This window comes from Nocardioides dokdonensis FR1436 (genome assembly GCF_001653335.1).
Lineage (GTDB): Bacteria > Actinomycetota > Actinomycetes > Propionibacteriales > Nocardioidaceae > Nocardioides > Nocardioides dokdonensis.
Window position 1 is genome coordinate 3,270,672 of sequence record NZ_CP015079.1, and the last position, 12,973, is coordinate 3,283,644.

A 12,973-nucleotide genomic window follows, 5' to 3' on the forward strand; every position below is an offset into this window, starting at 1 on the left:
GCGGTTCGCGAACACCGCGTAGCTGACGACGGCGACCAGGAGGACCAGAACTCCGGCAGCGACTATGAGGAGTTGGCGCCACCGAGTGCCGGTCGTGTCGGGCAGTTGGATCCGCATTCGTCGTCCTCTCGTTCTCGGGTGACCAGTCAGGCCGGCGCGAGTGCGCGCTCTGCTTCGACCGTTCGTGCAAAGGTCGTCGTCTCTTCCAGGACCTGGTTGAACGTCGCCCAGTCCTCGGCAGACAGCTCTGTGGCGACTTGGTGGACGTCGTAGTGCTTGGACCAGCCGTCCATTTCTCGCCAGACCATCGCGAACGACTTCACGGACCGCTTGGCGTTCGCTGCAGCAGCAGCTCGCCTCGCCCGGTTCTCGCGCATCCGTCGCAGACGGTCGGCGTCGTCGCGGGCGCGCTTCGCGTCGGCCTCTGCGTCGACATCCACGTCAGGGGAATCCATGCGCCGTTCGGCGGCTTCGACCACAGCTCGAACGCGCTGATAGCCAGGATCGACAGGACCGCCGTTGCGAATCCGCTCGAGCTCATCGGCGGCCACCTGACGTACCCCAGCGGATAGGTCCCGGTCAGCCGCCACGCGTTCCATCGCGAGGATCTGGTTCAGTCGCGTGTACGAAGCGGAGCCGGTGACCATCTCGGCAGCCCGTCGTCGCCCGTCGCCATGACCCCGGGGGCACGGTGCCGCCGAATCGGCGGCACCGTCCTGCGTGTCACCGTCACCGCGGGGGCCGTTGAACTGAGTGGCCTCCTGCCGACGCGCTGCGTCCTCTTCGAGAAGGGCCACCATCTCCTTGTAGAGCTGCGCCGCTTCGTACGTCGTCAGCGGCTTGTGGGTCAGGTTGTCGTCGCGCTCGGCGAGCAAGAGAGTCAGCTCGTCGCTGAGCCCCGACCGCACCCAGACGCGGACATTGCTCCATCCGAGCTGTCGGGCTGCTTCGAGCCGGCGGAACCCGCAGATCAGGAAGCCGTCAGTCGTGATCGTGATCGGCTGGAGGAGGCCGAAGCGTTCGAGAGACTTCTTCAATTGATCGAGGTCGCCGGGATCGCGCCGGTGGCGCGCGCCAACTTGAATGGACTCGATGCTTCGCTGGAGCTCGGCGCGACCGCGTGACTCAGACATGCGCCCGCTCCGTTGGGACGGGGGCTGCGTTCGCGATGGCGTCGGCGATGCCAGTGAGGTGGAACAGTTCGTCGTAGCGTTCACCGGTCAGGAGGCGCTTGAGAATACCCCTCCCGGCGGCCGTGTGTTCGAGACTCGGCTGATCGTGTCCGAGTACGGCATGGAGGACCGCGATCCACGAGTCCTGATCGATATCCAAGTGGCATCGGATCGACGGGTCGCGGCGCAGCGACTCGAAGGTGCTCCGCTTGTTGCCGGTTCGGATCAAGCGCGCGGCGATGCATTCCAAGGCCATCTGGGCCGCCGCTCGCGACCATCCCGAATCCACGAAGAACTCGACCGCAGTCTCGAGCGCGACCCAGGCGTTCGTCGGCTCGGCGTCTGGTTCCTCGCTGTCGGGATCGACCGCCAGCGGGTCTTCCACGTCCGACAGGTCGTCGAGTGACCAGAACGAGGGATGGAAGTCCGCGAGGTTCGTCTCGTGGTCGCTGATGCGGTCGGCGTCGTGGAAGTCAGTGACGTCGTCGGTGCGGACCTGGTCAGTGCCGCAGAGCAGTCCTTGTGCGCGCTCCTCGTAGAACATCTGAAGCGCCACGGCGTGCGTGATTACTGCCCAGGGGTCGTCGGCAATGCGAGCCGCGCGAGTGCGCATGACGTCCCACGCAGCGGCCGCGGCCTCGGCCGGATCGCGATGGTGCTTTGCTGCGAGACTGGCGTACTTCCGGGTGGTCAGGGCCATCAGTTCGGCGACGTCGGGGTCGTGCTCCCATGGGCGGTCGCCTCCGTAGTGAACGTCGACGAGGAGCAAGCGCAGGCGCTCGGGGTCGTCGAACGGGTGGATGTCGCTCATAGTTCGACTCCTCGATCTGTGGTGGGTGTGCTCGGCAGCGGGCGCGCGATCGCGCGTCGCGTGACTCGGGCGGCGGAGCGTGGCGCACGCTGGGCTCGACGGTTCAGTTCGGCCTGCAGGTCGATGCCGCGACGGATGAACTTTGAGCCGACAGCCGTCGGAACGTCACTCGGACGGACCCAAGCGACGGACGAGGAGACAGGGTCCTGTGCGGCCGTGCTGCCGGGCGTTCGAACCGAGGGATCCGCATGCTTGGCGAGCGCACTGAGTTCGTGGTCGACCTGTTCTCGAGGTGGCTCGGGGGCGTACAGGGACCGGTCGAGGTGGCGCTCGTACGGGTCGGTGTTCACAACGTCACCGCCTCAACCGCTCGGGTAGGGCCCGCTAGGTTCGCCGGCCCGAGTCTCGTCGCGATCCGGTACGCCGAACGGATGGTCGCGGCGGCCTCCCGATCGGACAGTCCGGCCTGCTGTGCGGCCACGCCCAGAACGCCAGCCGCCGTCTGGAACGGATAGTTGGACTCGGCCATGCGGCACGCTGCCCAGAACAGGCCGCCGTTGCGATCGCCCTCTGGGCGGCTCGCGACCCAGTCCGCGAGCTTTTCCGGACGGGCACTCGCGCTGGGAAGGTCAGGTGGCGGGGCGTGTCGTCGAGGTGGATCGAGGAAGTTCCGCAGCGCTGTGCCATCGATGGAGCGAGGCTGATGGGAGGCGAGAGCGACCAGTCCGTACCCGCGCTCGCTGCCGTCGGCTACGACAACTCGCGAGGGCGGGGCGATGACGTACCCACCGTCTCCTCGGAAATCGAGGTGATGCCCAGGCAGTTGCCATGATCGGTGCTCCTGGCCGTGCCAACGCAGGAAGTAGGCGTGGAGGCCGCCCGACGGCGTTCTGACCTGCCACGCCCAGTCAGAGACGAGGCCGGCGTGTTGTGCCTTCTCGAAGGCGGCGAAGCCCGAGCCGCCAGAGTGGACGTCGACGTCTACGACATCGACGCCGGACGCAGCGCCGGTGGGGATCCCGAGGTTTGCCGTCGGCCACGCCGACCACCATCGGGACACGGTGCCCGGTTCGGCGGTGGCGTCGTGGAATCCGTGAGTCGTCAGGGGACGCTTCTCGCCCGGTGCGCAAGGAAATACCGGGATGCCGTGAGCAGCGAGTTCAAGCGCTGCCGACGCCAGCGACGCGTCCGGCGCGGCGAGGTCGCGGACGAGCTGAGGCGACCAGCGCGTGGTGTCGGTTGAGTGGTCCATGCCGTCCACGTTGCGCGCAGGGGGGCACCAATTATCGCCCGTCCTGAGGGCGCCCGTCCCAGGGACGGGCGCCCTCGTCAGGATGCGTTTGCGCAGGTCAGGAGGGGGCCCGTCCTAAAGTTGAAAAATCTTTCGTCAGGTTGTGATGGGGCGCCCGTTAACGGGGATGCAGCGACGGTTGACGGGCCGCAATCAACGTCACAACACGGCGAACCGAGCCAATTCGTCGGATGGCCCGGCTACCGTTGGGGCTGGAACTTGAGCTACATGGACCTCCCGACCGGGGGACGGCCGGCGCACTGAGGAGGTCATGGGGATGCCAGAGATAAAGGGCACGTTCCAGTGGGATGACGACGACCTCACCCCCGGCCAACCAAGGACGGCGGGCTCAACCACAACCTCTACGGCGGCGAGGGCAAGGGCACGAAGGGCCAGGCGCACTTCATTCCCGACGAGGACCAAGACGAGCCCGAGCCGCAGGTCGTCTATATCAACGACTACGCAGAACCGCCTGCACTTACCTGGGGACAACAGCTCGTTGCCGACGTGGCGCGCATCCTCATCGAGGGCGGCGTCGAGATCGCGAAGCCGATCGTCGCCAACTGGTGGACTGTCACCGCAGTTCCGGCGATGAAGTCCAGGTGGGAAGGCCTCCAGGCCTCGCGTACGCGGCGCAAAGCAATCAAGGCCAAGGAGGCCACCGCTGTCCTCGTTGCAGAGATCGTCGACGCTGATGCGCTGACGCAGGAAGTGGTCACGGCTGAAGGTGAAAACCTCACCATGACAAGCGAGCAATACGAGCAACTCGTCCACGCGTTGGCTGCCGCCGACGAGGTTCGTGCGATGCTCCGGGACGCCATCGAGCACGCAGATATCGTTGATGGAGAACCGACCGCGCTCGCGCAACTTCAGGAGCTTCGGGCGCTGCCTTCCGATGAGCGCGCGAAGCGCATTGGTGACTACTTCATCGCGAACCCAACCATTCTCGAAGACCTCGGTCGAAGCCTGATGGAGCACCGGCCCCTACAGCTCGTCCATCCGGCTGAGAGGCGCGACGCGGCGCTTCTCAGCCCGACGGTTGTGCATTCCGCTCGGAATGGAGACCAGTCGCGGGAAGATGAGGAGCACCCAATGGCGTGAGGCAGGCCGTGATCCTCAGCCGTTGAAGAGAGGGAGCATTGAAGTCGGGGCGTGTGGGCGGCTGAAGACTTCATCTCTCGAAATCGGGCTAGGACGCCGGTCGTCTCGGCGACTTCGGCGTCGGCGAGATCCTGCGCTGTCCCCAGCCGTTGTTCTTCACGATCTCCTTGGTGCGCGTGGGCAGATCGACAGGAGGTTCGTAGTCGTCGCGCCGATCGAAGATGTCCTCGCGCAGCGTCTCTTCGGCCGCACCAACATGACCCTGGGCTTCCAGCACCTTGGCGAGATCCAGCCGACTGACTTCGTCGTACGGCGCGGCCGTGCATGCGATCTCCGCTGACTCCCGGGCGAGGCTGAGATCATTGCGCTGGAGCGCGTCGAGAACAACAATGTGTGCGGTGTCGACGATTGCGCACGGGATCAGGTCCTGCAGGCGCTCCCCGTCGAGCAGCCAGCTCCAGCCCTGGTCGCGCAACTGATCGAACGGCTTGCCGCTGACGAGGTGCAGCGCCTGGACGAGATCGGCGATCCCGTCTGCGCCGCGGGCTTGCCCCCGCGCACGAAGGCGCCGGAAGAGGTCGACATCGACGAGCAGGTCGTCGACCTGATAGCCGTGCCATTCCGTCTCCGGGTGGTCGCCTTGCTTCGGGATGTGCCACTCGCCGGTGCGCGGATCCTTCCCGAGCCACTCGCGCAGGTGGCCTACGTCCGTTCGGGCGCGAGGTTGGCCGATGTGGAACGCCTCGGCGATCGTTCGTGACATCACACCCTCGGGGTGGAGAGCCACGAAGGCGAGCAGTTCTGAGTAGTACGGCCGGCGCTTGACGATCTGCTCGACCAGCTTGCCGTGGGCCGCGACCCGAACCGGGCCGAGGAGCGTGAGCCGGGGAAGCCGTGAGTCATCGTCGAACCATGCCGCGACGTCCTCGTCCAGCGTTGGGTCGAGGTCAGCGAGAGCCTCAGCAGCTTCATCGATAGCGTTGGGCGCAAGCTCGTTGATGTCGTCCTCCGTCGCCGCCGCTACGTCCACGTAGGCATCGGTTGGCTCTGGGAGCAGTGACGTGGAGCCGGTCGCGCCGACGAGGCGCGGACGTGTGAACTCGGTGCGCAGTGCTCCGGCCTGATCGGTGACCGACCGCCAGCCATCGGCGGCTTGCGCGAAGTTCGGGATGTCGGTGGTCGGCGTCACTCGCGTGACGTCGACGATGGCGGCGCAGAGCGTTGCTTCCTCGGCCGTCAGCCCAGCAGCGGCAACGTCGATCCCGATGGTCGGCGTCGTGAGGCGTCCCGCCGGGGTGAACTCGAAGACAGCTGTATCCTCCGGCGGCGCTGCGGCCACGGTGACGACTGCAACCCCGAATCGCCCTATCGACTGTGCCCGGGCGTCATCGATGACAGCGGCCAGGTCGACGTTGGTGGCGATGACCACCTGCCACGGATCGGGCTCGTCGCCCTGCCGTCGGCTCGCAGTCTGGATCTCGGCCGTCACCGAGCGGACGGCAGCGTCGTCGGTGTCGTGAGTACGCAGCCGCAACGTGTCCAGGTCGCCTAGTTCCTCGCCGATGCCGAAGGTATCGGTCTGCACGAGTACCGACCATGGGTTCAGGGCCAACTCGGCGGCAGCATGCCGCGCGAACGCTAGCGCATGATCGCCGTCGCCAGTCAGAGCGATTGAGCCCAGCGGCTCGAGGTTCACCAACCACAAGACTCCGCCGTCGTCACGACCGACGCTGACGAGCATGGGGTACGGAGACAGCACGTCGTCGTCCACGACAACTGTGCGGAGCTCGACCTGCCAGCGCTGCTCCTCGCCCTTCCACGGAGCCGATAGCTCCACGCGTTCGGCGAAGTGGAACGTCGCGACCCCCCGAGATAGCGAGACGGATGTCAGGGCCGGGAGTGGCGTGTCCATGTCGCGCGACTGAGCAGCGATGTTGTTGAGCGCGGCGTCGAGCCCTTCGATGTCGTAGGCCGATCGGTCGCCGTAAGCAGTCGCGGTTTTGTCGACCTTGATCAGCTCGGGCGGATTGGGGGCAAGGGTCTGACCCGGCCGGCGGTAACGGAGTTGGGTGCGGCGATGGGCGCGCACCGCCAGGAGAACGGCACCGGCGAGGAGCCCGCCACCGGCCACTCCCGGCAGCAGCCAGGCGGGCGGGCCCTCTGCCGCCGGGTCGTCCGCATTGCCCACGGGTGTGGCCAGCTCGGCGGCGGGTTGTGTCGGCTCAGCCTGAGGTGTCGGGACTTCAACCTCGGGCTGCTCAGCAAGCGGCGGCTCTGTGGTTGGAGGCGGCGCGACCGTGGCCTCATCGTCATGAGGCTGAGCCGGGTCGGCCGTTTGCGGAATCGTCAGCTCCCAGCCGGGGCGAATCAGGTCGGGATCCTCCAAATGCGCGCCGTCGGGCTGCGCGGTAGCGCGCGATGCCTCGAAGATCTCCGGATACCGAGCGCCGTCGCCGAGCTCCTGCTCAGCGATCTCCGACAGGGTGTCGCCGGGCTGAACCACGACGGTCTCGGATTCCCTCGACTCGACGATGGGCACGCGAAGGACAGTTCCTGGCGTGATGAAGTCGGGGCGCCCGTTGAGGACGTCTCTGTTGAGGTCGACGAGTTCGGTGAAGCGAGCGCCGTCCCCGAACAGCCGCTCGGCGATCCGCCACAGACTGTCGCCCCGGGCGACCGTGTACGGGCGTGTCTGGGGGTTCTCCGAGTTCAAGTTCGTTTCGTCAGACGCGGGCGGGGCTGACGCTGCCGGGACCGCGTCGGCCCCCATCCAATTAGGCGACTCAGGCGCCACAGCGGCGACGGCGTGCGCAGGCGGACTAGGCAGAGCGGCCACGATGGTCGGACCGGCCACGAAGAGCAGGGCGGCAGCGCCGACCAGCTGGGCTGCGAACTGTTGGGGCATCGCGAGTCCGGGGAGCGCTGGCACCGGTACACGGCGTACCTCCGAGACGGCTGCCAACAGGACCGGTCCCGTCACAACCGCCCAGGCGCCCCAGCCCACGGTGGCGAAGGCGGCAAACGCGAGACTGCCGTCATCTGGTCGGGCGAGCATTCGCCGGAGCTCGCCGGGATCGGGATCCCACGGTGCGAAGCCGATGGCGATGAGGACGGCCGGGAACGCCACGACAAGCCCGAGCAGGGCAAGGCAGGCGAACAGCCCGCGGATCCGTTGGCCGAGTGTCGTCATTGCTCCGTGCCTCCAATGGTTCGTACGACCCGAGCGGATGCCTCGCCGGTGACGGTCAGGTTCGAGAAGCCGATGGCCCCGAGGAACTGGGGGTCGTAGTGGTCGGTCACTGTCACGGTGACCGTGTCGCCGCCGGTGATCTCGACCGTCCCTTCGACGTGAGCAGCCGCGAGGTACTCCTTGGCGGCGGTCCGTGCAGCGGCCAGATCAACGTCAACCGAGCGGCCCTCGATCGCGGCCGGCGCCTGAATCCTCTGCCCTCCGGCGCGGGCGGCCTGGGCCGCGATGTCGTGGGCTCGCTGCTGAGCATGCACTTGACCACCGAGGTCGACGGCGAGACCGACAAGCATGATCATCACGAAACTTGCGGTGACCAGCCAGACGCTGATCGAGCCGCGCTCGTCACGCACGCGGCGGGTCATGACCGCTCCCTGAACGAGTCAAGCGGCGAGGTAACCGTGGCCGTCACGGTCCGCGATCCGGGGACGCCGGGAACGGCCAAATCTCCGAGGTTGAGACGACAAGAGACGGTGACCTGGACGGACCCGGGGGTTCCGACGGGCTTCGCAAAGTCGGATGAGTCGATCGAGACCTGGACGGTGATGCAATCGATGTCTTGGTTCGCCAGGCTGGCCCGCGCTGCTTCCTCGGCGCCGGAGCGTGCCTCCTGGCTGGTTCGTGCGATCGAGGCAGTTCGCGCACCGTCGGCGGCGGCGGATTCGACCGCTCCGTGAGTCATCGCAGTGCGCCCGCCGAAGATGATCAGGCCGACGAACAGAGCGAAGGCAGGCACGCCAATCACTGCCTCGACGGCGGCAGAACCTCGCTCGTCCCGGCCGCTCACGGCGCCGTGATCCTCTCAGTCGGAAGCGAAGCCGACTGCTCGATTCGCGGCGTCCAGCCCGGAATGACGCTCAGACTGTTCCCTATCACCGTCACGGTGACTGTCGTAGCCGTCCGATCAGCCGTCACGCTAACGCCCGACAAGACGTCGTCGCCTCCAGCGTCGGAGACGAACGCGTCGGCGGCAGCGACGCCGTCCGACTGCGTTCCAGACTCCGCACTTGCCGCACGAGCACCCTCCTGCGCGGCGGCAATCGCCACGCTTCGGGCGTGGTAGAACAACGCGGCCTGCATCCCCAGGAACATCACCGCGAACAACGCAGGCAGCAGGATCACGAGCTGGATCGACACCGACCCGTGCTCGTCCCTTCGCCTACTTGATGTTGCCGGCCTGTGCTGTGACATAGGCCTTCACCGCTGCCACCACTACGCCGACGATGGCGATCACGGCGACAGCCCAGAGCACGTGCTCCGTGGTCACTGAGCCGCGCTCGGTACGCGCACGCATCCGTGCGTCGAACCCGAGGGCGACTCCGAGTAGGAGTCCGATCAGTCGGTTCATCTCGTTTCCTTCCTGTCCGCGGTCCTTCCCCGTCGGGCTGGCTATTAGGTGTTGCTGAACATCCGGAGCAGGGACGGTGCGACGAGCAGCGCCATGAACACGACGCCGAGCAGGGATCCGGGGATGGTCATCCGCTCGCCGACGGCATTGGCCTCGGCGACCTCGTCGTTGAGCATTGCCGTTCGCATGGCGGCCGACCGGGCACGCAAGTGGCTGTACACGCTGGAGCCTTCCTCTCCGGAGAGCCGCATGATGTCTGCGAAGTCGTCGAGTTCCGGGAGGCCGAGCTCGTCCGCAAGGGTGTGGAGCGCGTCCCACGGAGGCTGACCCGACCACCGGGATCGGGTCAGTTCCTCCGACAGTCGGGTGAACACCCACGAGTCGCCAACAAGTGCCGCGGCCTCCATCGCTTGCCGGACGCCCGAACCGTTGTTGCGCTCCAGAGCCACGAGATCGATGTAGGCGCCCAAGGCACGCGCGAACTCGATTCGAGCCTTCTTGGCGTCGTCGATCACGTTGTAGTTGGGCACGAAGAACATCACTGCGGCGAGGCCGACCGACGCTGCGCCAGACAGGGTGATCGGGAGCCCCAATCCGAGAAGGTTGAAGAACAGGGACAGCAGGGGCGGAATCAGTAGGCCGAGGAACGCGAAGACGATCTTGTCGCCGTAGAACTGCGCCACCGAGATGCGGAGCACCGCAAGCTCGCGAGTTGGCGTGCGCACCCAGAGGCCTGCAGGGAGCGACTTGATGGCCCACAGCCCAATCCGTTCCTTGCCCTGCGGTGCGACGTTCGATGGCCCCGCGGGCCGGCGAGGGTTCCCGGGCGCGAGCCGACTGAGTGCGTCGGCGAGGTCCGGCTCTGTCGGCATGATGCGGATGACGAGAAGTGCCAGTCCGAACGAGACGAGAGCGCCGCTGGCGAGGGCTGTCAGGAGACCGGGAGTCATGCCGCATCACCCGTCCGAGCGATCCGAGCTCCGAGGAATCTGGGCAACTCCCGGCCGATCGCCATCCGTTTCATCCACACGAGCAAACTGATGTACGCCGCAAGAAGTCCGACGAGAATCACCTGGCCAAACGGGCTTCGGTACGGCTCAACGTACGTCCCGGATACTGCGAGCACGACGAGGACGCTGGCGCTGATGATCGTCACCCACCGCGCTGTCGCACGGGGCTTGGCTCGATCGGCCTCGACCTGCCGCCGAGCGCGGACGTCAGCTGCCACCGACTCCGCGAGGCCGTCGAGCACGCTGGCCAGGCCCGCCCCGCGACGTCGAGCGCCGAGGATCAGGTTGGCGGCAACGAGGTCCCCGGTGGAGTCGTCCAGTTCGTCGGCGAAAGCGCGGAGAGCCTGTTCTGTCGACCAACGCGCCCGGAGCCGTGCCACGAGCCGTGTCACCTCGGGCGCGATTGCAGCGGGAGTGGATCGCAGCGTTGCGACCAACGCCTGCTCAAGTCCGACACCGACCGTGAGGACGCCCGCGAGCGACCGGGTCCATTCCTCCATCGCTTCGAGTCGCCCGATCCGCGTCTGAGCTGGGCCAGACGACAGCAGAGCGGGAAGGCCGACGAATGCGATCGGGACGAGCAAGAGCGCCATCGCCCAGCCCGTCACCATGACAGCGATCAGTCCGGTGATGGCTCCTGCGGCCAGAAGCCATTGGGTCTGCCTCGGTAGCGGCTTCAAGTGGCGTTTGCGTGGCGGTCGTTGCACGACTTCTGACGGCGTCAGGCCGACGACGAGTGCGATCACTCCGCCGACGATCAACGCACCTGCGAGAGCCGGGACGAGGACGATCATGACGTGCGTCCTTGCTGGAGCAGGTAGCCAGAGAGGTCGAAGCCGTGCACGGTGAGCGCCCGGTAGGCGTCGGGCAGAACATTCGGGGCGGCCACTCCGTTGGCGTCTGGCGAGAAGACGTGAGTCGTGGCGTAGCCGGTCTCCTTCTCGCCAGGATCGAGAGCGATGATCTCGGCCACCCGTCGCTGACGTGTCGGTCCGGCCGGACCAGTGGTCGTCTGGAGGTCGAGGTGGACGATGATGTCGACGGTCGCCGCGAGCTTGCTGGTGGCGAGTGCCTGAGTGACGTGAGATCCCGCCTCCATGGCGCATGTCACGAGCTTGCGGACAGCTGCGACGGCATCTGAGGCGTGTGTTGTCGAAATGGAGCCGGTCCCGGACTCCATCGCCTTGATCATCGCCCAGATCTCCTTGCCCCGAACCTCGCCGACGATCTGGCGCGCGAGGTTGAACCGGAAGGAGTCGACGAGGGCTTCGTCGAGCGTGAACTCGCCCGCCTGCCGTCCGTCGGCACCGCGCTCGCCGGAGCCCGGCCTGGCTTCCCAGGGGTGCACGATTCGGTGCCGATCGGGCAGCTCGTGGAGGTGGAGCTCGTACTCGGTCTCGAACGTGCCGATCGCCTCAAGCGGGTCGATCTCGGCGCACAGAGCGCGCACGAGAGTGGTCTTGCCTGCTCCCTGACACCCCGAGACGACGATGCTCCGACGTGCCTTCACTGCGGCCGACAGGAAGGAAGCGGCCACCGGCGTCAGCGTCTGACGATCGACGAGGTCCTCGAGCCTGACTTCCATGAGTCGGTGGCGGCGGATGACGACGGAGGGTCGAGGTGTGACCCAGGCCGCAGCTGCGAGCCGGGATCCGCCGTCCAGCCGCAAGTGGAGGCGAGGCTGTGCCTCCGAGAAGCCGCGTGCGTTCACCTCGCTGCGAGAGGCGAGGAACACCAGGAAGTCGATCAGGTCCTCGTCGGAGTCCGCGACCGCGGGACCTTCGAGCAGCGAACCGTCGATCAGTTCGAGCAGTACGCGGTCGTGGCCGGTGATGATGATGTTCTCGATGCGGTCGTCGTCGACGAGCGGTTGGAGGCGACCGAGTCGGAAGAGGGAGTCGAACACCGCGTGGGCCAGGCGGGACTGTTCAGCCGCTGACATCGACGCGGAGCCGGCATTCACCCGGTCGACCATGGCCGTGTCGATGAGCTCCAGGACGATGGCACGTCCGAGTTCCTGCTGGCCGGTCTTGTCGAGGCGACCGCGGTCAGCCGCGACTGCCTGACTGAGTTGGTCTGAGGCCTTCGCGCGCAGGGAAGCGACCACCTGCCAATCGACGCCCTTGGCGGCTTGCGGGGGTGCGACTGGCATCCGCAACACGGACCCGACGTGGCGCGGCGTTGCAGCATCGACGTCGGCTGCCGGCTGGGCGAACAGCGGCAGGGACTTTGGATCGTCCACGAACCGCCCGGAAGTCATGAGTTCACCTGCGCGAGGAGTGCCGTGCGCCGTCGCTGGATGACTCCATGGATCGCCTCGATGCTGGCCCGAATGCTTCTCACGTACGGGGCCGTGTCGAAGTGCTTGGGCTGCTGAGATCCGCGGTGAAAGACCGCAGAGCCCTCGGCGTCGTCGGCGATGCTGGCAACCACAGGCTGACCCACGACCGAGCTCACTTCGGTGGCGCCATACGGCTTGCCTTCGCCGATCAGGAGGATGCCTGCCTGCCGCAGATCGCCTGCTGGTCGAGCAATCGCGTCTGCCCACGTCCGCGCTGCGGAGAGCGCCGGGAGGTTGGTGCGAGTCACCAACAGAGTCAGGTCCGCTGTGTCCATGAGTGCCTCCGGGGAGCCCGACAGTCCAAGCCGACCGGCGTCGATGACGACGTCCTGCCCGTTCTCCTCGAGCTGGCCCAGGGTCTCGGCTAGCGGTGTCCACACATCACGTAGCGCGGCCGCCTGGGTGCGGGAGCGCGTGCCGGCCAGCAGGCTGACGTGCGTGTCGGGAATCAGTCCGATTGCCTCCCTGAGCGCGTCGGATGGCGGTAGCGCCGAGAGTGCGAGTTCGACGATGCCCACGTCGTACTCGCGGGTTCCTCGGAAGTAGCCGGCCAGGATGGCGGAACCGCCCGTCGGGTCGGCCTCGACCAATACCACCGGACGCGGCCAGAGGAACGCCAGGGCCACCGCGGTGGTGGTCACGCCGGGCGAGC

Annotated in this window: 13 protein-coding genes; 1 reads left to right on the forward strand and 12 read right to left on the reverse strand. The window is 66.9% G+C overall.

Annotation, left to right across the window (positions count from 1 at the left end):
* Positions 1-146: 146 nt before the first annotated feature.
* The 3 genes from I601_RS15490 to I601_RS20885 form a co-directional block, all read right to left on the reverse strand.
* Positions 147-1,133, reverse strand: coding sequence for a ParB N-terminal domain-containing protein (locus I601_RS15490; RefSeq protein ID WP_068111606.1), 987 nt, complete (start codon positions 1,131-1,133; stop codon positions 147-149).
* Positions 1,126-1,983: a hypothetical protein gene (locus I601_RS15495; protein ID WP_068111609.1), complete on the reverse strand. Its 858-nt coding sequence runs from the start codon at positions 1,981-1,983 to the stop codon at positions 1,126-1,128. Before I601_RS15495 ends, I601_RS15490 begins: the two co-directional genes overlap by 8 nt.
* A gap of 346 nt (positions 1,984-2,329) precedes the next feature.
* Positions 2,330-3,235, reverse strand: a complete 906-nt coding sequence (locus tag I601_RS20885; RefSeq protein WP_084528167.1) for a bifunctional DNA primase/polymerase — start codon at positions 3,233-3,235, stop codon at positions 2,330-2,332.
* 546 nt (positions 3,236-3,781) lie between these two features.
* Between I601_RS20885 and I601_RS15505 the strand changes: the two genes are divergently transcribed.
* The gene (locus tag I601_RS15505; RefSeq protein WP_068111616.1) at positions 3,782-4,375 is read left to right on the forward strand and encodes a hemophore-related protein; all 594 of its coding nucleotides are present in this window, start codon (positions 3,782-3,784) and stop codon (positions 4,373-4,375) included.
* Positions 4,376-4,463: 88 nt separating this feature from the next.
* Here I601_RS15505 and I601_RS15510 read toward each other — a convergent pair whose 3' ends face one another.
* Genes I601_RS15510 through I601_RS15550 form a run of 9 tightly spaced genes read right to left on the reverse strand, consistent with a single transcriptional unit; the run spans position 4,464 to position 12,962 of the window.
* Positions 4,464-7,565: a LysM peptidoglycan-binding domain-containing protein gene (locus tag I601_RS15510; protein WP_068111620.1), complete on the reverse strand. Its 3,102-nt coding sequence runs from the start codon at positions 7,563-7,565 to the stop codon at positions 4,464-4,466.
* Entirely contained in the window at positions 7,562-7,987 is a 426-nt protein-coding gene (locus I601_RS15515) for a pilus assembly protein TadG-related protein (RefSeq protein ID WP_068111623.1), read from the reverse strand. The genes I601_RS15510 and I601_RS15515 overlap by 4 nt, the downstream gene beginning before the upstream one ends.
* Complete coding sequence (locus I601_RS15520; protein WP_068111627.1) at positions 7,984-8,409, reverse strand: TadE/TadG family type IV pilus assembly protein; 426 nt, start codon at positions 8,407-8,409, stop codon at positions 7,984-7,986. The genes I601_RS15515 and I601_RS15520 overlap by 4 nt, the downstream gene beginning before the upstream one ends.
* A complete protein-coding gene (locus I601_RS15525; protein ID WP_237089433.1) occupies positions 8,406-8,759 on the reverse strand; it encodes a TadE/TadG family type IV pilus assembly protein in 354 nt (117 codons plus the stop codon). Before I601_RS15525 ends, I601_RS15520 begins: the two co-directional genes overlap by 4 nt.
* Positions 8,760-8,781: 22 nt before the next feature.
* Positions 8,782-8,970 carry a hypothetical protein gene (locus I601_RS15530; RefSeq protein WP_068111631.1) on the reverse strand — a complete coding sequence of 63 codons (189 nt, stop codon included), beginning with the start codon at positions 8,968-8,970 and terminating at the stop codon, positions 8,782-8,784.
* A gap of 44 nt (positions 8,971-9,014) precedes the next feature.
* A complete protein-coding gene (locus I601_RS15535) occupies positions 9,015-9,920 on the reverse strand; it encodes a type II secretion system F family protein (RefSeq protein WP_068111634.1) in 906 nt (301 codons plus the stop codon).
* The gene (locus I601_RS15540; protein WP_068111637.1) at positions 9,917-10,774 is read right to left on the reverse strand and encodes a type II secretion system F family protein; all 858 of its coding nucleotides are present in this window, start codon (positions 10,772-10,774) and stop codon (positions 9,917-9,919) included. The genes I601_RS15535 and I601_RS15540 overlap by 4 nt, the downstream gene beginning before the upstream one ends.
* On the reverse strand, positions 10,771-12,240 hold the full coding sequence (locus I601_RS15545; protein WP_068111640.1) for a CpaF family protein: 1,470 nt from the start codon (positions 12,238-12,240) through the stop codon (positions 10,771-10,773). The genes I601_RS15540 and I601_RS15545 overlap by 4 nt, the downstream gene beginning before the upstream one ends.
* On the reverse strand, positions 12,237-12,962 hold the full coding sequence (locus I601_RS15550) for a CpaE/TadZ family protein (RefSeq protein WP_237089434.1): 726 nt from the start codon (positions 12,960-12,962) through the stop codon (positions 12,237-12,239). The genes I601_RS15545 and I601_RS15550 overlap by 4 nt, the downstream gene beginning before the upstream one ends.
* Positions 12,963-12,973: the final 11 nt, after the last annotated feature.

Coding starts and splice junctions, on each gene's coding strand:
- I601_RS15510 (WP_068111620.1), bottom strand. CDS start 7,565: ATGACGACACTCGGCCAACGGATCCGCGGGCTGTTCGCCTGCCTTGCC.
- I601_RS15530 (WP_068111631.1), bottom strand. CDS start 8,970: ATGAACCGACTGATCGGACTCCTACTCGGAGTCGCCCTCGGGTTCGAC.
- I601_RS15490 (WP_068111606.1), bottom strand. CDS start 1,133: ATGTCTGAGTCACGCGGTCGCGCCGAGCTCCAGCGAAGCATCGAGTCC.
- I601_RS15545 (WP_068111640.1), bottom strand. CDS start 12,240: ATGACTTCCGGGCGGTTCGTGGACGATCCAAAGTCCCTGCCGCTGTTC.
- I601_RS15495 (WP_068111609.1), bottom strand. CDS start 1,983: ATGAGCGACATCCACCCGTTCGACGACCCCGAGCGCCTGCGCTTGCTC.
- I601_RS15535 (WP_068111634.1), bottom strand. CDS start 9,920: ATGACTCCCGGTCTCCTGACAGCCCTCGCCAGCGGCGCTCTCGTCTCG.
- I601_RS20885 (WP_084528167.1), bottom strand. CDS start 3,235: ATGGACCACTCAACCGACACCACGCGCTGGTCGCCTCAGCTCGTCCGC.
- I601_RS15515 (WP_068111623.1), bottom strand. CDS start 7,987: ATGACCCGCCGCGTGCGTGACGAGCGCGGCTCGATCAGCGTCTGGCTG.
- I601_RS15540 (WP_068111637.1), bottom strand. CDS start 10,774: ATGATCGTCCTCGTCCCGGCTCTCGCAGGTGCGTTGATCGTCGGCGGA.